We start from the raw sequence: 21,337 nt of genomic DNA, 5'->3' as shown, positions 1-21,337 counted from the left end.
ATCTTTGTGGTATAATTCAAATAACATGGAGCTGAAAATCAGATACGAACTTGGAAATTGGAATATCGGAGGGGTGTGTAATTTATCCACTTCCCAATTGCTTCAGGAATATGTAGAAGATTGTATGACTGTAGCAGATGCGGTCAGCATTCACCTGGAATCCGCATTATATCTCCCACCGGACTACCTGGCTGTTCTCCGGCAATTATACACCATTGCCAGGCTTAAGAATAAACCATTACAGATACATGGCGGATTCCAGAATATTGACTATCCCCAAATTAATACCCCTTTGAACTATGACTACGCATAAATTAACCCTAAGCCCGGAACAACTTTTTATGGGCAGCATCCTGCTCGTAAACGGGGGTAACTACCTGTACAACCTCATTCTAGGCAGGTTACTGACCCCCGCTGTTTTTGCCGAAGCTGCACTGCTGATCACATTGCTGTTGATACTTTCCTTTATGGGAATGACCTTCCAACTGGCGATGGCCAAATTCACTGTTATCTTTTCAGGATCTACCTGGAAAGCCTTCCACCGGTATATCTATAAGGCCGGCCTGTTTACAGGTGTCGGTATAGGTTTACTGGTGGTTGCCCTGGCTCCTGCCTTGCAACAATTATTCAATACCAGTAATTTCTGGATGTTTACCGCATTTGGTTTTGGAGTGCCCCTTTATTTCCTCATGAGTATTAAACGGGGGAAGGACCATGGAAAGCAACATTATTCCAGGCTGTCCCTCTCTTACCAGGCCGAAATGTGGAGCCGCCTGCTGCTTACCCTGGCAGCCCTGCTACTATTGCCTGCCAAGCCGGGGTTACTCGTCGGCATGGGTATTGCAGCCTCCTTTCTTTTCGGGCTCGTCCCAGGTGGAATAAATCTTAATGTCTTTAAAATTAAAGAGCGATTAAAACCTACAGCTCATTCCCATGTTTCACGTTTTATCCTGATCACTGCGAGTTATGAATTCACCCAGATCATTATTAACAACAGCGATATCCTCCTGGTAAAACATTTCTTTGAAAATACGGATGCCGGCTTGTATGCCTCCCTGGCCCTGATCGGGAGAGTGGTTTATTTTGTGGCCTGGATGTTCGTAATGTTACTTCTTCCAGCGGTGCTGGAAAGACAAAAAAGGGGAGAGAATACCAATCCATTACTTTACAAATACGTAATGTATATCGGTATGTTTGCTTCGACAATCATTCTGGGATGTTACCTGTTCCCTGAGGTGATCATTCAGCTGATGTTCGGAAAGGCTTACCTGCCCATGGCCGGACTTTTATGGCAATATGCCCTGGCCACCTCCCTCTTCGCGATCTCTAATATCTTTGCTTACTATTTCCTGTGCCTGGATGATTATATCCCGGTAATGTGGTCCGGTATTTTCGGCATCTCCCAGGTACTCCTGATCATCTTATTCCATAGCAGCCTTGACATGGTCGTGCAACTGCAGATCGTGGTGATGACTTTCCTGCTCATCAGCCAGCTGATCTATTTTGCTTACAAAAATATAATGCGCTAACCTACTCATATACTTCGCCGGAGTTCCTTAACAGGTCTCCGGCTTATTATTAGTCGTAGCTCATACCCCGGTTTGCCCATTCCCCATTTAACAGCAGGAACCCGGCATTCGTCTACAGCAGCGTCCCGTCGACCTACAATCATATCCATAAAGGATTAATTATCAATTACTTTGCCTGAAAATAACCGTCAAATCTGACCTTAAAATTAAACCGATGAAATTAGCTATTGTAACTGCTTACCCCCCTAGTAAAGTAACCCTGACCGAATATGGATATCACCTTGTCAGGCACTTCAGGCAACAGGAAGCAATAAGTGAGATCATACTAATTACTGACCGGACCACGGGGACTATAGATCTGTCTTTTGAAGAAGAAGGATGTAAGATCACCCTTAAAGAATGTTGGAAATTCAACGATATATCCAACATCTTCAAGATCGATAAAGCTATCAGGGAAACCCGGCCGGATGCTGTTCTTTTTAACCTTCAATTCCTGAAATTCGGGGACCGAAAAATTCCTGCCGCCCTCGGGTTAATATTGCCTGCCCTTTGCAGGTTACGGGGAATACCGACCATTTCGCTGCTTCACAATATTATGGAGCAGGTAGACCTGGAGAATGCCGGCATAACGAGAAATAAAGTGCTTCAGAAGCTCTATGGATTTATCGGGAGTATGCTCACCCGGGTTGTTCTCGCCTCGGATGTAGTTGCGGTCACGATCAGCAAATATGTAGACATCCTGGAAAAAAAGTATCAGTGCCGGAATGTCACCCTGGTACCCCATGGGTCTTTTGAAACCCCGGCTCTACCTTCTTTTGATCTCCCCGGGGGACCCCGGCAGGTAATGGCATTTGGAAAATTCGGAACCTATAAAAAAGTAGAGGTGCTGATCGAAGCCATAGAGATCGTCCGGCAAGAATGCGACATCCCGGTTGAGCTCGTCATTGCTGGAACCGATAGTCCGAATACCCCGGGTTACCTGGAAAATGTAGCTGAACGTTACAGCAATGTTGAAAATATCCGGTATACTGGTTACGTTGCCGAAGAGGATGTACCCTCGCTCTTCAGGGACAGCAGCGTAGTGGTATTTCCTTATACCTCGACCACCGGGAGTTCGGGGGTGCTTCACCAGGCCGGCAGTTATGGTAAAGCGGTCGTATTACCCGATCTCGGCGACCTGGGAATCCTGGTTCGTGAAGAAGGTTACCAAGGGGAGTTCTTTGAGCCCGAATGTGCACTTTCCATGGCCAGGGCTATCTATAAAATCCTCACTGACGACCCGTACCGTGTACAACTTTCAAAAGCTAATTATAAGGCTGCCTGCTCGCTGCCGATGTCTGAGATCGCTGCTCGTTATATAGAATTATTCATTGCACTGAAAGTGAAAAAACAGAAGAAATTCAAGTTGCCCCTTAAGAAGAGAAAAGATACAGTGAAAGTATAAAGATCGGTTTTGTTAGGTTGAGAGAAAAGAGGAGGTATGCCCTGGGCTGACTCCTCTTTTTATTTTCCTGTCTTGAGGTATTGCAGCGCTTCTTTCTCATTATCCTGCCCGTCTATAACACCAAAATATCCTTGTGGTTTCTTTCTCCATGGAAGTGAACCTGTGACCTTACCCGGTATCTCATCAAAATCGTAAAGGGTCCAGGATAAAAATGGCAGATTTTCCGATCTTATGGTCTGCATCATGTCGCGATAATATTCCCCTTGTTTTTGCTCTGATCCCATGTAAAGATTCCATAACCCGGAATAAGAAGAATATCCAAATTCCTGCAGTAAGATTGGTTTATGGACCCGCTTTTTTAATGTATGATAACGTTTTTGGAAATCAGCCGGGCTATCGTAATAATGAAAAGAGACAAAATCAACGTCTTCCTCAAGTAGACCCGCAGCTTCAGGGCTGGACCAACCTATCGTAACGGGGTGATCCGGGTCCCATTTTCTTACATACGGAATAATATTCTTCAGCCAGGAAACCACATTATCCTGACCCCGGTTTTTAAAATCAAGGTCAGGTTCATTTTTTATATCCCAGGCTAAAAGTGCGGGGTGATCTTTCAGGAACTTTACAAGATGTTCAGCATGTCGGTGAGTAGCTAACCAATCACCCTGGTCGTAATTCCCATAAAAATCAAAGAGGGTGATCATTACCCTTAAGTCGTTTTCCGATGCGATATCCATCATTTGCTGAAGCTGCATCATTCCCAGTGCAGATGTCCCAGCCTGGTTGAACTCCTGGTAGGGAACAAAGACACGGATCGTATTGAAGCCCATGGAAGAAATATTATCGAAATCGGTACTGATGGGATCCGGATCAAAACCAGGGCCGAAGATCTTCCAGGCTGATTCACGCGGATAATAGTTGAACCCCCGGATCTCGTTGGTAAGAGCGGCAGTCTTTATTATCGCCGGCTCAGATGCGTTTTCAGTTTTGCCCCACGTGGTTTTTATTACTTGTCTTATTCGCCAGTTACCATCCTGCAGGAGTAAGATAAATTTATACGATAAGGTATCCGTGTCAGCTGTCAGCAAGGCATCATCCAAAAAGGTTTCCCGGTATTGTACCAACCTGTCATCCCTGATCACAACAATTTTGCCATCCGCGCTGTAAAATTCGATCCGGGGATGATGTTCCAATGTCACTCCCTTTACTGTTACTCCCTCTTGGGAATTGTGAATAAGCTGACGCTTCAAACGATGGAGGGCCTGGTCGGTAAAACGGTCAGCAGCCCACTCCACGGAATTACTGGCTAAAGATTTTTCCATGGATCGCCATGCCAGCAGGTACCCCTTTTCTATCTCGTTTCTCTCCTGCCGGGATACCGGTCTACCCCTCGATCTCCCCTCCTGCCATACCACCTCGGCTTTGGGCCCCCTGGTTACTCCCGTACCCAGGTGAAGCATATCAGAGCGTTCTGCCCCGGAATTAAAATAAGTCCACGTCTTACTGATACCTAATAGGATCAATACATTCACGGCTAGGAAAGAAATAAGCAAAAGTAACCTGTAACTATTTTTATTGTAAGAACCTCTCATAATACTATTTCCATCGTCCTTTTAAATCCACCGATATTGACCGCGAGTAGATATTTACCCGGCGAAAGTTTTTCCGATCCCAGGTCAACTGTCAATCCGCCATCCTCGAGCTCCATATTCTTTTCGAGTAAAAGCTGGAATTCAGGATCCTTTAAACTGATACTTACCGGGAATCCATCCTGTATCATTTGCCCCATCACCCCGCTTACCTGTTCTACATATAGTTTTCCTGGAATATCCTGGTCCTGCCTTAAATTATAACCTGTTACAGCCATCTCAAAGCTCACCATTAAAGGCTCGCTGGATAGTACACCGCCCACGACTGCCTCTATCTTCCAACTACCCGGGGAAGTTGGATGAAGCATGGCTGCACTGGCCATACCGTTGATGAGCTTTCCCTCTGTAAATAGTTTAAAGCCACTGGAGTTTTCAACCTGGAACCTGACAAGGGTGCCATCGGCGAGGATATTGCCGTAGCGATCCCGGACCATACCTGTTCTTATTTGCAGCAGCTCTTTTCCATCTGCAAAACCCCTGGAAGTGTCTGATAATACGGGAAAAGGCATTGGTACAGATGGACTCACTTCCAGAGTTTGTTCCCTACTCCTGGAGCCTGGAAGCACAGCGGCCAATTTCAGCTGTTGTGCCTGGTTAGATCCGGGGATAGGAGTCCATACAATCAGATCCTCCTGAACCGAGGGTATCGTAGAAATACCGTCTGTACTCCTCATATGTACCTCTGTAGACTGGCCGGGTGCTATTGGGTTATCAAACTTGTCGGTAGGGATACTTACCAGCATACTCTTGTACTCCTCACCACTAAAGATCCTTTTTGGTCCCAGGTAGGTTTCCAGGATACCGGTATTGGGTGTGGCAGGAGTAATCTCTACTTTGCCCGATAGCACCACATCCCCTCCAGCCAGGAGTTTCCATTGAAAAGAACCCGATTTTTCACTTAAGTGATCGGACCAGAGAAAAAAATACTGATCTCCGATAAGTCTGGAGTTCAGTACACTGATCCCCAGGGACCCGTCTACCATTAAGAACGGTTGAATTCCTGGGGACACTGCAAACACCTGTTCCACTTTGTCACCGGCTGTAAATTCCAGCTCTTGAGTCAGCAGTTTTGCCTGTACCCTAACAGCTGTGGTGCTTTCTTCCTTATACCGGCATGCGGAGCCAAGGAAGAGAATTGTTAGGAACAGCAACAAAATATTATTTCGGGTTTCCAACATAGCCATTTAAATCAAATTTGATGTATTCAAACCCCGCCCCCTGGTGGTATTGCAGTTCAGTGATATCACCGGTTCCTGTAAAGCCCGAAGCAGGATTTGGAAGGCCGTTCACAAAGCACAAGTCCATTCGTTGATCCAGGATAGTATACTGATTAATATCCAGCAGAGGATAACTGAACTCCCCGGTTCTTTGTACCCTGATCGCATCCTCTAAAAACTGGTGATCCACCCAGAGTAATTTCCCTTCCTCATCATAATAGGAGACCAATAATTGTGGGATTGTCACTTCCTGTATCCCTGAATTATAGAGCGTTCCATTTACCAATCCATTCTGTATATCCAGGGTTTGTAATCCTATGGACTTATAGAGATCTGAAGTCGAAATATTGCCCGCACACTGCAAGTTGAAACGCGTCGGCAGGGATCGCAGCTGCAGTGGAAATTGCAGGGCAGGATCATAGGTGCCCGGTTTCTGATCCTCATTATTATTCCACGCCGTCTCTTCAAACAGGATCTTAAAAGAAGTCGACTCCTTCGGGAGCAGCTTATGCTTAAGATGGTACATCCCGTTATAGCTTGCTATTTCTGAATTTTCAGCATCATAGATTGTTGCCGTAAGAGTGACATCAGCCGGAATATTATCAATATTTCTGACTTCTCCCACAATTGCCAGTTGCCCGTTATACACCACCATCCGCGCCTGGGTTACCTGTAGCCGGGGTTGGTCCAGGATATCTTCATCGCGGGTGGCCTGGGTGGTGACCTTTCTTCTCCCATGGTTATAAAACCTGGGTTCGTTACTGACATAGAATTGTTCTGCCGGTATTTTCCGGGTCTTCTCTTGTGGTACCAAGTACCATCTATCCTTCCGCTTCACCAATCTGTGTTCAAATTCTTTATCCACTTGTTCCAATGGGGTGATCCAGCTGGCTCTTACTTTTGCCTTTGCGTTTTGGGAATCCATAAATAACACTTCTATCCCTACCCGGTCCAATTTGGCATAGGAACTTAGAATTCCGTCACTCACGGACACTTCCAGCATATACTGGGCTAATGATTTTCCTTCTTCCGGATCCAGGTAACTATAGGCTCTTTCAAAGTCTTTAAAATCCAGGGCATCATAATACGCGGTCAATAGTGTTTCCGGGCTTTGCTGATGTTGTTCTCCGTTCCAGAACGAGACCAGTAATCCAACTAAAAGGGTCAGCATTAAAAATCCCCAACCTTTCGTTAAATAGGCTACAGTGGAAGAAAAATGCTGTAACTGCGGTGGGTATCCCAACTTTTTGCCCTGCTTTCCGTCGTCCCTGTAGATAGCCCTCCACCATGGCAATTGCACCATAAGGATAAATGCAATTATAAGCGTACTAACAGGGAGGAGACCCCACATCAGGTTCAGCCAGGGTGCCGTGGCCTCGCCGGGGAGTACAGGAGGTAAGGGGGCGATATTAAGTTTCTCCCAAACCATGATCCCGTTCTCTAATTGCTGCAGCCGTTGCCACCCACAGAAGTATAACAACGGATCGTAGAATTTATCGTTAGAAAAGACATACTTTAAATGATATTTCTCCGGAATTGTCAGGAATTGCTGCAGTGACCCAATCCCCTCAACCCCACGGAATTTTGAATTTTCCAGGCGTTCTACGGCCCTGGTGGTCAACTCAGGTAGCCTCCTGGCCGAGTGGTAGTTCCCATCCACGGTCAGAGCATTGGTCTGGGCAGAGAGCCACGCCATCTGATCCCCGAATCCAAGGGGAAGGTATCGCCACCGGTCGTGTTCATCCTGGTTCAGGAAATTCACAATTGGTAACATTTCTATTTTCTGTGGTTGTGAAGGTCTGAAATAGCCCAGGCTCATACTGAAAATCACCATGAGCAGAATACCGGCAAGGAAGCCACCGCCTAATATTTTCGGATACAGGCTGCCAAATCGGGTTTTAAGCCATTCCCTGAAATCTCCTTCCAAAAAGCGGAACAGGAATTCTGCCAGAATAGGTAAAGCCAAAATAGATGCCCAAAGGGTAAAACGGTCCAGGGTCAGTATATTAAAGGCAGTATCTCCAAGCAGCATCCTGGGAAGTGGGGTTGTACCTCCTGTCCCCAACAAGGCCATTATACTGAATGACAAGCCAAAGAAGAGTAATCTTTTACTAAAAAATCTATAGAAAATATAGGGCAGTATGAGCAGTAATATTCCCCATGGAATCAAGAAAAATACAAGGCCTGAAGAGCTGACTTCAAGAAAATTATCCCTTGATCCATGCGGGATGGGCACCTGTGTTATGGGGTTCTGCCTGGAATTGATCCAGTATGGCAGAATGCAGGTAATAATCAATAGCAGGCTGGATAATCCGAAACTGAAAATCCTCCAGAAAACCCGCTTAAAAGAGGTGAAAAAGGCCCTGAATGTGATTGCCTTATGGTGGATCACCCGTTCCCTGGTCTTATCCATTAGGGCTAACCCTATCACGGGAAATATAAAAAATACCATCCCGAAAATAGGTGTCACATGGTGTGAGGTCACCGTCACTGCGATCAGGGCAAGAGCTCTCCATAGTTTCCGGTAGCTGCCTTCCCTGATCCAGAGGTATACTTCGGGTAACGCATGGAGCAGTACGGATAGCCCTATAATACTGGGTAGCTGGCCGAACAGGTGTAATGTTTCTACAAAGGAGGAAGAGAAAACAGCGGCCAGTGCGCCATATCCTGCTATCCGTTCATCAGAGGTCAGCAGGTAAGTAAACCTGTAGACCCCTGTAATAAAGAGCAGCACCCCTGTTAGGGCTACGGTAAACATGCCAAATTTCAGTCCGCCAGCCAGCGATAGTAGGCCCATCACCTGGTGTACCAAGGGAGGGTATCCGTGCACGCTGAAACCCGTATACCATCGATAATCCCAGGATTGAAACCAATCTGTAGCGTAATGATCAGCAAAGAATAGATGGATCAGTGCATCATATGTACTCTCCAGGGTGAAGAACATGGCTGAACCGTGGAAAGCAAGTCCTGAAAACAGGGCGAGCACCAATAAGACATTGGTTTTTTGCATTAGGTTGATCTCTAATAATTTAAAACAAAATAAAGCTAGATATATTGTAGAAAACCTTGGTAATCAACGGGCGGCAGTTGTCTTCCATTGGTCTACAGAAACCCGTCACTCATCTTTCCCCCTCCTAGATTGACGTCAATGCGTCCTAGATTTGTGTCATACAAGTGGTAAAAAACCATGCAAACCTAACAACCAAATTCTTGACCTATGAAAATTCTTGCAATCGATGACCAACCCCTTATTCTTCTATCCGTAGAAAAAAGACTGACCGAAATGGGACATACCATTAAAACGGCTCCATGCGGGGAACACGCGATGATGCTCTTCGATTTTCACGAACCGGACCTGGTGATTCTGGATATCAATATGCCGGACATTTCCGGACTTGAAGTGATCAGGCATATCCGGGTTACTCGTAAATCGGATGTCCCTGTTCTTGTGATGTCGGGCAATACTGATGAAAAGACCATTTTAAAAGGATTCGAGTTAGGGATAAATGATTATATGAAGAAGCCTGTTACCCTCAATGAAATGGCTGCCCGGGTTCAGCGAATCGCCGGTAAGTCCACTCCCCGGGAAACGCTTGCAGACTTCCAGGAAGAGCAGGTACTGCAGGAGTACTGTGTGGGAGTCATCATCCCCTGTTATAACGAAGAAGAGCGCCTGAGCAGCGCTGATTTCAAAGCTTTTACCTCCGGAAACCTGGGGTACCACCTGTGTTTTGTAAATGATGGAAGTACCGATAATACCCTTCAGGTCCTGGAGGCATTGAGAGAAGGAAATGAAGATCATATCAGCATCTATAACTGTGAGAAGAACGGGGGTAAGGCCGAAGCGGTTCGCTTGGGAATAAGGCATATGGTACAAGATCCTCAATATGACTTCATCGGGTATCTTGACGCGGACCTGTCTACGGATTTCAGTGATTTTGATAGCCTGGTGCAGACCATAAAGAAATCAGAATACAAGATCGTCAGTGGCTCCAGGATCAACCGGATGGGAGCCAATATCAGCAAGGACGGTGCGCGTAAACTGATCAGTAAGTCGATCAACCTCATCATACAAAAAATACTGCATATGCCCTTTAAGGATACCCAGTGTGGCGCCAAGATCATGAGAAGAGATGTTGCACAGCACATGTTCACCAAAAAGTTCATTACAAGATGGCTTTTCGATGTTGAAATTTTTATGCGGATGAGGAAATTCTACGGGAAAGAACAGGTACAGGACCTAATCTGTGAAAAGCCCCTGAATCGCTGGATCCATGCGGATGGTTCCAAGCTTTCAATGAAAGATTCGTTCAGGATCGTCGGGCAGCTGGCACAAATAGCAACCCATTATCGTTGATAAAGATGATTACCCCGATTCCCCAAATCGGTCGTATTGACCTGCTTATGCAAAAAGCCAAACTTTACAGTTTGGCTTTTCTTGGTAAAAGGGTTAATTGCTGCAAATGATATTTTAAAACAGGGTAGCTATGATAATCAGCATACTCACTACGGTACTGATCAGTAATAACCTGAAAATTAATGCCGGCTTCTGAACCGTTAGGATGGCAAGGTTATGGGCCGAACATACGGTCACGACCAGGGCGATCAAAAACACCTCCAATAAACCGGACCCTCCCATCAGTAAACGAAGGATGGCGATAGAACCCAGGCAGGTGGAAAGAATGATACCCAATGCTGAATAGCCAATCACGTTCCTGGTATAATCCTGTTGTAATTTTGCATAATTCATAATGATCTGGTTTTATTTAGTGTTCAAATGTATAAGCTGCCGATGGGCGACCACATGATTTTGATCAGGTTGGGATTTATCAGGTCCGGACAAGGACGGTTCAAGCCCGGGGAACAGGACCATATTCCATATCTTTACAGAACCTTTAAATATGAGTACTATGAGCTATTATTTCAGCAAAACCCTCCGCGATATTTCATTTGACACAGCTATAGAAAAGACCACTGCCGCTCTTAAAAATGAAGGTTTTGGCATTCTTACTGAGATCGACATCAAAAGCACCATGAAGCAAAAGCTGGACGAGGACTACAACAATTATAAGATCCTTGGTGCCTGCAATCCGTCCTTTGCGCACAAAGCCCTGCAAGCCGAAAATAAGATTGGAACCATGTTACCCTGCAATGTCATTGTCCGTGAAAATGATGACTATAGTATAGAAGTTGCGGCTGTAGATCCAGTGGCTTCGATGATGGGTGTTGAGAACCCGTCCCTGGCGGGTATAGCCGAGGAAGTGAGAAGCAAACTGAAGAATGCCATAAGTGGCCTGTAAGATTGTATGCTCTCATCACCCTCGGTAGATTATGAGAGTTGCTGAATAGAAGGCTTATAATGGAGAGGCAGAAAGCAAGTCCAGGCGTGTAAGCAGGTATTTATATTAAGCTTTTATTCCTTCATCATGGCCACGCCAGAGGAGGTTCCTATCCTGTTGGCCCCAGCTGCGATAAATTTCAGGGCCGACTGCCGGTCCCTTATCCCTCCTGCTGCTTTTATCCCTATCTCGTCACCGACAATGGTTTTCATTAAGTTGACCACTTTCAGATCGGCTCCTCTGGCCCCGAAACCTGTAGAAGTTTTCACGTAATCTCCTCCCGCTTCTATAGTAAGCTCACAGGCCTTTTGTATTTCACTATCGGTCAAATGACAGGTTTCCAGGATCACTTTTAAAATATTATCCCCGACCACATCCTTTACCGCACGTATCTCTTCCCTGACCTGTTCAAATTTTGCATCCTTGATCAGTCCAATGTTGATGACCATGTCTATTTCATCTGCCCCTTTAAGAATGTAGTCCTTAGCCTCTGCCACCTTTGCCTCGGTTGAACTGCTGCCTAAGGGGAACCCAACTACAGAACAAACCGCAATTCCTGTTGAATCCAGTTTCTCCCGGGCTGTAAGTATATGACACCCGTTGATACAGACCGATTGAAAATCATAATGGATGGCCTCCTCGCAGAGTTTGTGAATATCTGCACGGGTAGCGTAGGGCTTTAAAAGCGTATGGTCTATGTAATTCTGAATTTCCATAAAGAGAAATGAGTTTGGTTGTTACCAAAAATAAAAAGTTTAGCGACATAGCTATAAATCCGTACATCGATTTGCATGAAAAATAAAATTCGGACTGACAAGCATCATAGTGACAGCCTGTGTTTAGTACTAATTTTAAGTTAGATGCTATTATTATGAAAACAATCCTGATACCTACAGATTTTTCCACGAATGCCTGGAATGCCATTGTATACGCGCTCCGGATGTTCCAAAATGACACGGTTAAATTTTATCTTCTCCATACCTACACTCCCGCCTTTTATCGCGTGGACTATTTCCTGGGCGGACCGGAATTCAGTGCAATCCCTGACCTGGGTGTTGACCGTTCGGTGAGTGGCCTGGAAGAAACTGTAGCACGAATTAAAAAGCAATACCCCAATACCAGGCACAGTTTTGAAACCATTTCTGCATTTAACACTCTTACGGATGAGATACAGGAACAATGTAACTCAAAGGATATAGACCTCATTGTAATGGGCACGCAGGGAGCCAGCGGAGCCAAGCAGCTATTCCTCGGCTCAAGTACAGTATTTGTAATCCGAAAGGCAAATATTCCGGTCCTGGCAATCCCTGAAGATTGTCCTTTCCGCGACATTGAAAATATCCTGATGCCCAATGATTATCTATCTGCATGCAAACCCGAAGAACTGGAACCACTTATATATCTAGCGAAACATCATAAGGCCAGGATCAAAGTTCTGCATGTAAAAGCCGCATCCGACCTGACAGATCAACAAGTAAAAAACAAGGCCAGGATAAAAGATATATTAAAAGACCTGCCGCACTTATTTACTGAACTACATGGGGAATCCATGCCCAGTGCCATCCTCGATCAAGCAGACAGCTCTGATTATCAGCTCCTGGTCATGATGAACCGGAACCATTCCTTTTTTGAGAAGATCCTGATCAGGCAATACGTAGACCAGATAGGATTCCATGTAAAGATCCCCTTTCTGGTTATCCGGGATTCCTCGGAAAAATACACCTGATAACTTAAGTAATGAAATATGAAAATTTCCGGTAAAAATCTAAGAAGAAGGATAGTAAGGGCAACCAATGTACCCACTCACATTTCTATTCCTATTGGCGGTAAAACATTGAAAGGTATTCTCTCGGTTCCGGATAATCCTGTAGGGATAGTACTGTTCTCCCATGGAAGTGGCAGCGGCAGGCTGAGTCCCAGGAATAATTACGTGGCCAATCTCCTGAAAAAAAATGGATTGGCTACTCTGTTATTCGATTTGCTGACGGCTGACGAAGACCAGAATTATTATATGCGATTCAATATAGATCTGCTGAGCACAAGACTAATTGCCGCCACCCGGTGGATCATGGAGCTGGAGTCATTAAAGAACTTACCCATAAGTTACTTTGGAGCAAGCACCGGGGCCGCTTCGGCGCTAAAAGCTGCAACCTTCTTTGGTTACCGGGTCAGTGCCGTGGTATCCAGGGGTGGAAGACCTGATATGGCTATGGAGGTCCTCCCATTTGTCCAGGCCCCAACCCTGCTCATAGTCGGAGAGCTGGACAGTACGGTCCTGGACCTGAACCGGAAGGCTTATGTCCGCCTGAACTGTACGAAAAAGCTCGAAATAGTGCCCGGTGCCTCACACCTTTTCGGAGAGACAGGAAAACTGGATGCTGTGGTAACCCTCGCCCGGAACTGGTACACCGAGCATATGAATCCTAATCCATAATACTATGTTCCTGGATCGGAAAGACGCCGCTTTACAACTTGCCCGAGAATTGGATGAGTACCGCCAGCAGCCCGTGGTGGTCCTCGCTATACCGAGGGGTGGATTATCGCTGGGTGCAATCATTGCTGATTACCTTGGTGCCCCCCTTGATGTAGCTCTTTCCAAAAAAATTGGCCATCCCTTGAATAAAGAATACGCCATAGGAGCTATCAGTTTAGAAGAAGCTATAATATCTGATACTCATGGAATTTCTGCGCAATATATTGAAGCGGAGACCAGGCGGATCCGCAACAAGCTCCGGCAACGACATGATGAGTACTATACCGATAAAATGGCCGAAGACCTGGAAGATAAGGTAGTTATTATCGTGGATGACGGTATTGCAACAGGGAACACTGTAAAAGTAACAGCTGAATTTGTTCACAAAAAACGTCCGCGAATGGTTATAGTCGCTATTCCCGTGGCCCCGGCTGACACGGTACTCAGGTTGCAGGCTTCTCCTTGTATTGACCGGGTTGTTTGTTTGACTCCTGCAAAACACTTCCGGGCTGTAGGCCTATTCTACAGGAATTTTAAACAGGTCACAGATGAAGAAGCGATCAAAATATTACGAGATCAAAAAAATGATAAAGACCCGTCAAAAAGAAATTTGAAAAATAACCAGAACTGATCTTCGTCATAGTAATGCAAGAAATGAAAACTTATCTTAGCTGGGTATTGATCATATAGGTTCATTGAAATAAAGACGAGACCCGGAGCAATCCGGGAATCCGATACCGATAGAGGAAGTTAAGAACGCCTTTTATACCTTTTGAATCACGAACAGACCTGGCAACAGGTCTTAGTAAGGGCCAGTATAAGTGGTCATTGGGCAGACTGACTTTTTCGGGAAACCGGGACATTCACGTGTCCCGGTTTTCTTATTTTACATTCATTCCTGTTACAATACCGGGAGCAACTCTTCACCTGGGTATAAAAAAATGACACTGTCAGAACAGTGTCATAAATCATCCATTTAAGAAAAACTGTAACTGATCAAAACATCAGCTTGGTATGGATGAGGTTCTTCAGGTCTTTTGGCAGGCCATCCCGGATGTCTTCCATCTCGCCCTGCGAAATATAATTACCCATATATATAACAGTTACATCTATATACCTTTCTAATAGGTCGTTTTCATACCCAAAGTCATTTACCGCCGCAGAACCATCAAATTCCCGGACCAGGTCCATGAAGTGTTCCATATTTTTTATTTTCCGGTTCCTCCCCCGGGTGGACCAACGGTTTACATATAAAGCCTTTAAAAACATTGGTAATTGTGCTACTAACTGGATGGATTCCTCGATGGAAATAATTTCCCGGAGCGCATGCAGAATAGCCACCAGTATCCTCCCGGCTTTGTCTTTGTCATTTTCCATCGCCATTTCCTTGGCATATTCGTTTAAAAATGTATTCCCCTCTGCGGCATATTGATTAAAATTAATGGACATGATATCGAGGTATTATGGTTCAAAAAGGAATATAATATCTTATGGACAGCCCAGGAATGATGATTATCAGGTATTTAAGTAAACATAAATATTATTAGTTGTCCCTCGGATGACCTGTATTCCCCAGCCAGATGGCAGAATCTTCTGGCTAGGGAAGGGATAAGAAAATATCAAACAGTATAAACAGACTGACTTATGTCATGTGATGCTACTCCTTGCCCCTGTACTTTTAGTGCCGAACAATAAAGTATGTTGGCCCAGGAAGTTGAAACTGCCTGCATGTCCAAGTCTAAAAATCGAAACATAATTAGTGGACCTATGAAAGACCTCAGTAAAAAAGAATGCCTGGAAATATTGCGAAGTAACTATGTGGGGCGTATTGCCTACAGCGCCAGCGGGAGTGCAGAAATTGTGCCTATCACGTTTTTCTACGACCCTGAACATCACGCCATTATCTCTTATTCAGGTCCAGGCTCTAAAATATCGGCCATGCGCGATAACAAAGAGGTTGCCTTCCAGGTGGATGAGATAGCATCTTTAGACAGCTGGAAATCGATCCTGTTGCATGGCGAATATGAGGAATTATCCGGAATTAATGCCAAACAACAATTGCACACGTTTGCTGAAGGAGTTAAACAATTACTGGTAAAAAAGGAAGGGCGTAACGCTAAATACCTGGAAGAGTTCTCCAGTAAAGTCAGTCCGGACAGCATCCCGATCGTTTACCGAATCAATATTTCAGAAATAAAAGGAAAATGCAGGGACTGATGTCAATGCTAAGTACCGGCTTTTCTTTTGAAGAAAGCTTTCTTTTATAAAATCCTTCTGCTTCCCGACCCTCATAAGAATAACATTCTGAAAGTCCTAGATAAGTCCCTTCATAGCCCACCTGATAATTATCATTTAAGACCCAGGGCGGGTGAACTATTTTAGTCCCCTCATAAGTAGTGAGTCGTTCTTCACATCGTCCGGGTTCGGGGGAATTCCTAAGATGATCCCTGGAGAACAATAAGTCGGTTGATGATTGGGTACATCAGAAAAGATTAATGCCACAAAGGCAAAGGTTTGACAACAATCCATCTATGACCCATAACATCACCTTAAAAAGGCAGGGACTTTCTAGTCCCTGCTTTTTTACGTCCGGTTTATATTGTCGTTTATTGATCCAGGTTGATCTAAGTTGTTAAAAACCTTTAAAATACGGGGTTCCGGATCGCTAAGCCTTCGCACTCATTGGCCGATGGCTTATTTTTGTACTCGCTCACAGTAAATTGTCCTATAAGGGTGAACTGACGAGCATAAACCCATATTATATCCAGGATGAGCAAAGCTATATATATTGCTACCACCGAGCCCAACAGCGGGAAATCTATAGTTTCTTTAGGAATGATGCGACTGCTGCTGGGCCGGACTGCCAGGGTTGGTTATTTCCGGCCTATTATCGAGACCGTGGAACCGGGATTTATCGATCACCATATCCACGCTATCCTTACCCACTTTGAAGTGGATATGAAACCTGAAGAAGCCTATTGTTTTACCCGGAGCGAAGTAGTGGAATTAAAGAATCAGGACCGGGATGACGAAATAGTCAGCAGGATCATACACCAGTTCAAAGCTATAGAAGAACGATTCGATTTCCTGCTGGTAGAAGGAACGGATTTTTCAGGGGAAGGATCTATCCTGGAATGGGATACCAACGCGGTAATTGCAAAAAACCTAGGGATACCGGCAATCGTGATCGGCAGTGGATTTGGGAAGACCGTTAAAGAAATGGTGGGAACACTTGTAATGGCCTACGACTCTTTCCAGGACAGGGACGTAGAGGTTTTACTAATGGTTGCCAATAAAGTCCCCGAAGAAGCAAAGGCAGAAACTGCTGCTGCTTTAAAGAGAAAACTTCCACCCGGGGTTCTGACCGGTATCATCCCTGTCAACCCTGTATTGGGGAGTCCTTCTGTAAAGGAGATCGCGGAAGTACTGGAAGCAGAAGTGCTCTTTGGCCATTCGTTCCTCAATGCGCAAGTGGGTGATTTCAGTGTAGGCGCCATGCAGTTGCGTAATTACCTTACCCACCTGAAAAAAGATGGACTGGTTATCACGCCCGGGGACAGGGCGGATATCATCCTCGGTGCCCTGCAGGCGAACATTTCTGCAAATTACCCCGCAATTTCGGGCATTGTTCTTACCGGGGGTCTGATTCCGGAAGAATCGATCATCAAATTAATTGAAGGACTTTCTGATGTAGTTCCCATTCTTTCAGTCCAGGGGGGCACATATTCGGTCACCAACCGCATAGGTGCCATCCGCCCAAAGCTTTATGCAGAGAATACTGAGAAGATCACTATTTCTATAGAGGAATTTGATAAGTATGTGCCAACCAGCGAACTGGCTAAGCGGCTGATCACCTTTGAGCCCGAAGGCATTACCCCAAGGATGTTCCAGTACAACCTTTTAAAACAGGCCAAACGGGTGAGAAAGCACATTGTCCTTCCTGAAGGGACCGATGAGAGGATCCTGAAAGCCGCAAAAAAACTTATCGATGCGGAGGCTGTCCGGCTAACCTTGTTGGGCGACGAAGATGCCATCCGGTCCAGGATCACAGAATTAGACCTTGGACTGGACCTGGACAAGATCAAAGTAATTAATCCAAGTACTTCCCCTTTCCTGGATGAATATGCCAGCACTTTATACGAGTTACGGAAACACAAGAACGTCAACCTGGCAATGGCCAGGGACCTGATGGAAGACGTTTCCTATTTTGGTACCATGATGGTCTATAAAGGACATGCGGATGGAATGGTGTCGGGGGCTGCACACACCACGCAACATACCATCAGGCCTGCATTACAGTTCATAAAAACAAAACCCGGCGTGTCTGTAGTATCTTCTGTATTTTTTATGTGCCTTCCCAACAGGGTCACGGTGTTCGGCGATTGTGCGATCAATCCTAACCCGGATGCGGAAGAACTGGCAGAGATCGCGATTTCTTCTGCTGCCACCAGTGAAGCGTTCGGGATTGAACCCAAAATTGCAATGTTGTCCTATTCGTCGGGAACATCAGGCGCAGGAGAAGACGTAGACCGGGTAAGAGCTGCTACAAAAATAGTCAGGCAAAAGAGGCCCGATCTAAAGGTTGAAGGCCCTATACAATACGACGCCGCCGTAGATACCAAGGTTGGAAGAAGCAAATTACCGGATTCCGAGGTAGCCGGGCAAGCGAGTGTTTTTATCTTTCCGGATCTTAATACCGGTAATAACACGTACAAAGCTGTACAGAGGGAAACGGGTGCACTGGCCATCGGACCGATACTCCAGGGATTAAATAAACCGGTAAATGACCTCAGCAGGGGCTGTACTGTGGAAGATATATTTAATACGGTAATAATTACTGCCCTGCAGGATTAATCCTGTAAGCCTGGGAAAAAACAAAGCAAAAATTATACATGAAAATACTGATTCTCAACTCCGGCAGCTCCTCCATCAAATATAAACTCATGCAGATGCCTACAGAAACTGTGATCTGTGAAGGGCTGATCGAGCGTATCGGCAGCGCTGATGCTGTGTTCAGGTATAGCAGTAAGAAGGCAGATATCACAGAATCCAGGAAAATCAGTTCCCATAATGAAGGCCTGGAACTCATCGCCCGGTATTTAGCCGAGGGCGAGACCGCAGTGATCCAGGATGTTGGGGAGATCGATGCCGTAGGGCACCGGGTGGTTCACGGTGGAAATACTTTTACGGATACTACCTTGATCACTGAAGCAGTAAAGAGTAAAGTAAGAGAACTGTCTAACCTGGCTCCATTACATAACCCCCACAACCTGGAAGGGATCAACCTGGCTGAGAAATTGTTCCCGTCGGCTAAACAGGTCGCCGTCTTTGACACTGCTTTTCACCAGACCATACCCCCCAGGTCTAAAAAATATGCCCTTCCGAGACAATGGTCTTCGGAATACGGTATAGAGGTTTACGGCTTCCATGGTACCAGTCATAAATATGTAGCTGCAAAAGCCAATGAGTACCTCCGGAAGAACCGGAGCCGTATCGTGACCATCCACCTGGGGAACGGCTGCAGTATGACCGCAGTGAAGGATGGAAAAAGTGTGGAACACAGTATGGGTTTTACTCCCTCTAACGGTCTAATCATGGGGACCAGGAGTGGCGATATAGACCCCTTTATCATATTCCATCTTGTCTTTAACCTGGGCTATGAGCTCGAGACTGTTCGTCACCAACTTCTGAAGGAAAGCGGTATGAAAGGCCTTACTGGATATACAGACCTGAGGGATATCCAGAGTAAGGCCGCTGACGGGAAGCAGGAATGTATCCTGGCACTGGAGATGAATGCCCATCGCATCAAGAAATATATAGGTTCCTATGCAGCCATTATGAATGGACTCGATGCCATCGTTTTTACAGCAGGTATTGGTGAAAATTCAGCTGTCCTACGTGAACTGGTCTGCCGGGATATGCAGTTCCTGGGAATCGAACTGGACCAGGCCAGGAATAGGCAAAAATCGAGTGACATCCGGGAGATCAATAGCCCTCGTTCCCAAGTGAAGGTTTTGGTCATTCCCACTGAGGAAGAACTGGAGATCGCTACCCAGACCTATAAACTTTGCAAGGAATAGTATCTTCCTCCTTTTCACACTACCTAATCCTGTTGGCATATTAAGCATGTATAACAGTCTGGTGACACTATAATGGGCTTCGGGTTCCTCCCCTCCTGAATACCCCGGGACAGAAGAACATTTTTATGAGTATTTTTAAGGGAGTCCATACGATACAACTTTTGAAAACCTCCCTATTAGCCAAACATTCCCGAATTATGCTGCTGCCCTTCCTGGGGATTATCCTGTTTGGTCTTTTCTATACCCTGGCCGCCATAAATTACCCCGGCGGGTCATGGGCAAAACCAGAAACAATCCATTTCAGCATTCGTCATAACTACTTGTGCGACCTGCTGGATGAATACGCCGTTAACGGCGAACTGAATACCGGGCGTAACTTTGCGAAGATTTCACTGGGTATGCTGTGTGGGTCACTCATGCTGTTATGGAGTATGCTGCCCGGAATTCTTAAAGGGAATAAACTTAATCATAAAGTGATGGTCATAAGCGGGATTTCTGCCTTGGGAGTAACCCTGTTTCTCACATCGGGAACTCATGATCTGATCTTACGTATAGCAGGGTTGCTGGGTACTGTAGCCCTGGTTTCATCTTATATTGCGTTATGGAGGTCGGGTTATTCTGTCCTATGCATCCTGGGAATAGCGGGATTGGTTATTTTTGGCTTGAATTATTATATCTACGAAACCGGATACTGGCGATCGCAACTGCCGGTCATACAGAAAATTACATTTGTTTTTATCCTTGGGTGGATGATGCTATTAAACAGAGAACTTTACCGAAAGGTCAGGGCTAGCCACAGAGAAGAAAATAAAGAACAGCACCAGGTTTAAAAGTGTGTTACTGGGCCATCATCCCACCGTCTACAATGTGGGTGCAACCTGTGATATACTTACTTTCATCTGATGCAAGGAATAATGCCATCTCGGCAATTTCTGAAGAATCGGCATACCTCCTGAAAGGTATGGATGCTTCAAATCCCTCGATCACCCCTGCCGGGTCTTCTGGGTTGATTTCTTCTTCTATCCTTCGCATCATTTGGTTATTTACCGGGCCAGGGTGAATGGAGTTCACCCGAATCTGCTGGGATGCAAATTCCAGCGCTGCAACTCTCATAAGACCAACCACGGCATGTTTACTTGCGACGTAAGCACCAAGGCCGGGAAATCCTTTCAGTCCAGCTACGGAAGAGGTCATAATAACACTTCCCCCTTTATACATCCTGGGGATGACGTGTTTGCACCCCAGCCAAACCCCTTTCAGGTTGACCGCCAGGACCCTGTCATAGATATCGTCGGGATATTCAGCAATAGGACTGGAAGTGCCTTCTATTCCTGCATTGGCGAAGAAGATATCAATACCCCCAAAAACATCCAGGGTCTTATCAATGAACCGGCGGGTATCTTCTGCGTCTGAGACATCTGCAGCAAAGATAGCCAGATGTTCGTGATTCATTTCAGAATGTATATTTTCAAGAGTCTCCTGATCCAGATCAACCAGCATTACCCTGGCGCCTTGTTCCAGAAATAATTTGGCCGTTGCCAGCCCTATGCCACCGGCACCGCCGGTAATAATAGCCACTTTGTCCGATAACCTGTTCATAACCTTG

19 protein-coding genes are annotated in these 21,337 nt (G+C 45.6%); 12 read left to right on the top strand and 7 right to left on the bottom strand.

The window, feature by feature from the left end; all coding sequences use genetic code 11:
• The first annotated feature begins 25 nt into the window (after positions 1 to 25).
• From CLV82_RS08790 to CLV82_RS08780, 3 genes are all read left to right on the top strand, one after another.
• Positions 26 to 313 (top strand): hypothetical protein, encoded by a 288-nt coding sequence (locus tag CLV82_RS08790; protein WP_133643940.1) that lies wholly within the window; start codon positions 26 to 28, stop codon positions 311 to 313.
• Entirely contained in the window at positions 300 to 1,529 is a 1,230-nt protein-coding gene (locus tag CLV82_RS08785) for an MATE family efflux transporter (protein WP_133643939.1), read from the top strand. The genes CLV82_RS08790 and CLV82_RS08785 overlap by 14 nt, the downstream gene beginning before the upstream one ends.
• Before the next feature lie 214 nt (positions 1,530 to 1,743).
• Positions 1,744 to 2,973, top strand: a complete 1,230-nt coding sequence (locus CLV82_RS08780) for a glycosyltransferase (RefSeq protein ID WP_133643938.1) — start codon at positions 1,744 to 1,746, stop codon at positions 2,971 to 2,973.
• Positions 2,974 to 3,032: 59 nt separating this feature from the next.
• Here the strand turns inward: CLV82_RS08780 and CLV82_RS08775 are convergent, their stop codons facing one another.
• Genes CLV82_RS08775 through CLV82_RS08765 form a run of 3 tightly spaced genes read right to left on the bottom strand, consistent with a single transcriptional unit; the run spans position 3,033 to position 8,849 of the window.
• Positions 3,033 to 4,526: a cellulase family glycosylhydrolase gene (locus CLV82_RS08775; RefSeq protein ID WP_166636689.1), complete on the bottom strand. Its 1,494-nt coding sequence runs from the start codon at positions 4,524 to 4,526 to the stop codon at positions 3,033 to 3,035.
• Between the two features lie 35 nt (positions 4,527 to 4,561).
• Complete coding sequence (locus CLV82_RS08770) at positions 4,562 to 5,806, bottom strand: hypothetical protein (protein ID WP_133643936.1); 1,245 nt, start codon at positions 5,804 to 5,806, stop codon at positions 4,562 to 4,564.
• A complete protein-coding gene (locus CLV82_RS08765) occupies positions 5,781 to 8,849 on the bottom strand; it encodes an MFS transporter (RefSeq protein ID WP_133643935.1) in 3,069 nt (1,022 codons plus the stop codon). The genes CLV82_RS08770 and CLV82_RS08765 overlap by 26 nt, the downstream gene beginning before the upstream one ends.
• Positions 8,850 to 9,056: 207 nt before the next feature.
• Between CLV82_RS08765 and CLV82_RS08760 the strand changes: the two genes are divergently transcribed.
• A complete protein-coding gene (locus CLV82_RS08760; RefSeq protein ID WP_133643934.1) occupies positions 9,057 to 10,196 on the top strand; it encodes a response regulator in 1,140 nt (379 codons plus the stop codon).
• A gap of 114 nt (positions 10,197 to 10,310) precedes the next feature.
• Here the strand turns inward: CLV82_RS08760 and CLV82_RS08755 are convergent, their stop codons facing one another.
• Positions 10,311 to 10,589, bottom strand: a complete 279-nt coding sequence (locus tag CLV82_RS08755) for a hypothetical protein (protein ID WP_243744175.1) — start codon at positions 10,587 to 10,589, stop codon at positions 10,311 to 10,313.
• Between the two features lie 160 nt (positions 10,590 to 10,749).
• Here CLV82_RS08755 and CLV82_RS08750 point away from each other — a divergent pair, with 160 nt between their 5' ends.
• Positions 10,750 to 11,139: a DUF302 domain-containing protein gene (locus CLV82_RS08750; protein ID WP_133643932.1), complete on the top strand. Its 390-nt coding sequence runs from the start codon at positions 10,750 to 10,752 to the stop codon at positions 11,137 to 11,139.
• A 113-nt stretch (positions 11,140 to 11,252) separates the two neighbouring features.
• Here CLV82_RS08750 and deoC read toward each other — a convergent pair whose 3' ends face one another.
• Positions 11,253 to 11,894, bottom strand: coding sequence for a deoxyribose-phosphate aldolase (gene deoC, locus CLV82_RS08745; protein ID WP_133643931.1), 642 nt, complete (start codon positions 11,892 to 11,894; stop codon positions 11,253 to 11,255).
• Positions 11,895 to 12,049: 155 nt separating this feature from the next.
• On the opposite strand from deoC, the gene CLV82_RS08740 reads away from it, so the two are divergent.
• Genes CLV82_RS08740 through CLV82_RS08730 form a run of 3 tightly spaced genes read left to right on the top strand, consistent with a single transcriptional unit; the run spans position 12,050 to position 14,282 of the window.
• Complete coding sequence (locus CLV82_RS08740; protein ID WP_133643930.1) at positions 12,050 to 12,904, top strand: universal stress protein; 855 nt, start codon at positions 12,050 to 12,052, stop codon at positions 12,902 to 12,904.
• Positions 12,905 to 12,922: 18 nt separating this feature from the next.
• The gene (locus CLV82_RS08735; RefSeq protein ID WP_243744174.1) at positions 12,923 to 13,612 is read left to right on the top strand and encodes a dienelactone hydrolase family protein; all 690 of its coding nucleotides are present in this window, start codon (positions 12,923 to 12,925) and stop codon (positions 13,610 to 13,612) included.
• A gap of 4 nt (positions 13,613 to 13,616) precedes the next feature.
• Positions 13,617 to 14,282, top strand: a complete 666-nt coding sequence (locus CLV82_RS08730; protein WP_133643929.1) for a phosphoribosyltransferase — start codon at positions 13,617 to 13,619, stop codon at positions 14,280 to 14,282.
• A 365-nt stretch (positions 14,283 to 14,647) separates the two neighbouring features.
• On the opposite strand, the gene CLV82_RS08725 is transcribed toward CLV82_RS08730, so the two are convergent.
• Entirely contained in the window at positions 14,648 to 15,100 is a 453-nt protein-coding gene (locus CLV82_RS08725; protein ID WP_133643928.1) for a DUF2267 domain-containing protein, read from the bottom strand.
• A gap of 318 nt (positions 15,101 to 15,418) precedes the next feature.
• On the opposite strand from CLV82_RS08725, the gene CLV82_RS08720 reads away from it, so the two are divergent.
• The 4 genes from CLV82_RS08720 to CLV82_RS08705 all read left to right on the top strand — a co-directional run bounded on the left by CLV82_RS08720 (position 15,419) and on the right by CLV82_RS08705 (position 20,561).
• Positions 15,419 to 15,868, top strand: a complete 450-nt coding sequence (locus CLV82_RS08720) for a pyridoxamine 5'-phosphate oxidase family protein (protein ID WP_166636688.1) — start codon at positions 15,419 to 15,421, stop codon at positions 15,866 to 15,868.
• 552 nt (positions 15,869 to 16,420) lie between these two features.
• Complete coding sequence (pta, locus tag CLV82_RS08715; RefSeq protein WP_133643926.1) at positions 16,421 to 18,505, top strand: phosphate acetyltransferase; 2,085 nt, start codon at positions 16,421 to 16,423, stop codon at positions 18,503 to 18,505.
• A gap of 38 nt (positions 18,506 to 18,543) precedes the next feature.
• A complete protein-coding gene (locus tag CLV82_RS08710; RefSeq protein ID WP_133643925.1) occupies positions 18,544 to 19,731 on the top strand; it encodes an acetate/propionate family kinase in 1,188 nt (395 codons plus the stop codon).
• 125 nt (positions 19,732 to 19,856) lie between these two features.
• On the top strand, positions 19,857 to 20,561 hold the full coding sequence (locus tag CLV82_RS08705; protein WP_133643924.1) for a hypothetical protein: 705 nt from the start codon (positions 19,857 to 19,859) through the stop codon (positions 20,559 to 20,561).
• A 7-nt stretch (positions 20,562 to 20,568) separates the two neighbouring features.
• On the opposite strand, the gene CLV82_RS08700 is transcribed toward CLV82_RS08705, so the two are convergent.
• The gene (locus CLV82_RS08700) at positions 20,569 to 21,330 is read right to left on the bottom strand and encodes an SDR family NAD(P)-dependent oxidoreductase (protein WP_133643923.1); all 762 of its coding nucleotides are present in this window, start codon (positions 21,328 to 21,330) and stop codon (positions 20,569 to 20,571) included.
• Between the last annotated feature and the right edge of the window lie 7 nt (positions 21,331 to 21,337).

Source organism: Zeaxanthinibacter enoshimensis (assembly GCF_004362865.1).
GTDB lineage: Bacteria > Bacteroidota > Bacteroidia > Flavobacteriales > Flavobacteriaceae > Zeaxanthinibacter > Zeaxanthinibacter enoshimensis.
Note: the sequence above shows the minus strand (reverse complement) of the source record. Positions and strands in the feature narration are given on the sequence as shown.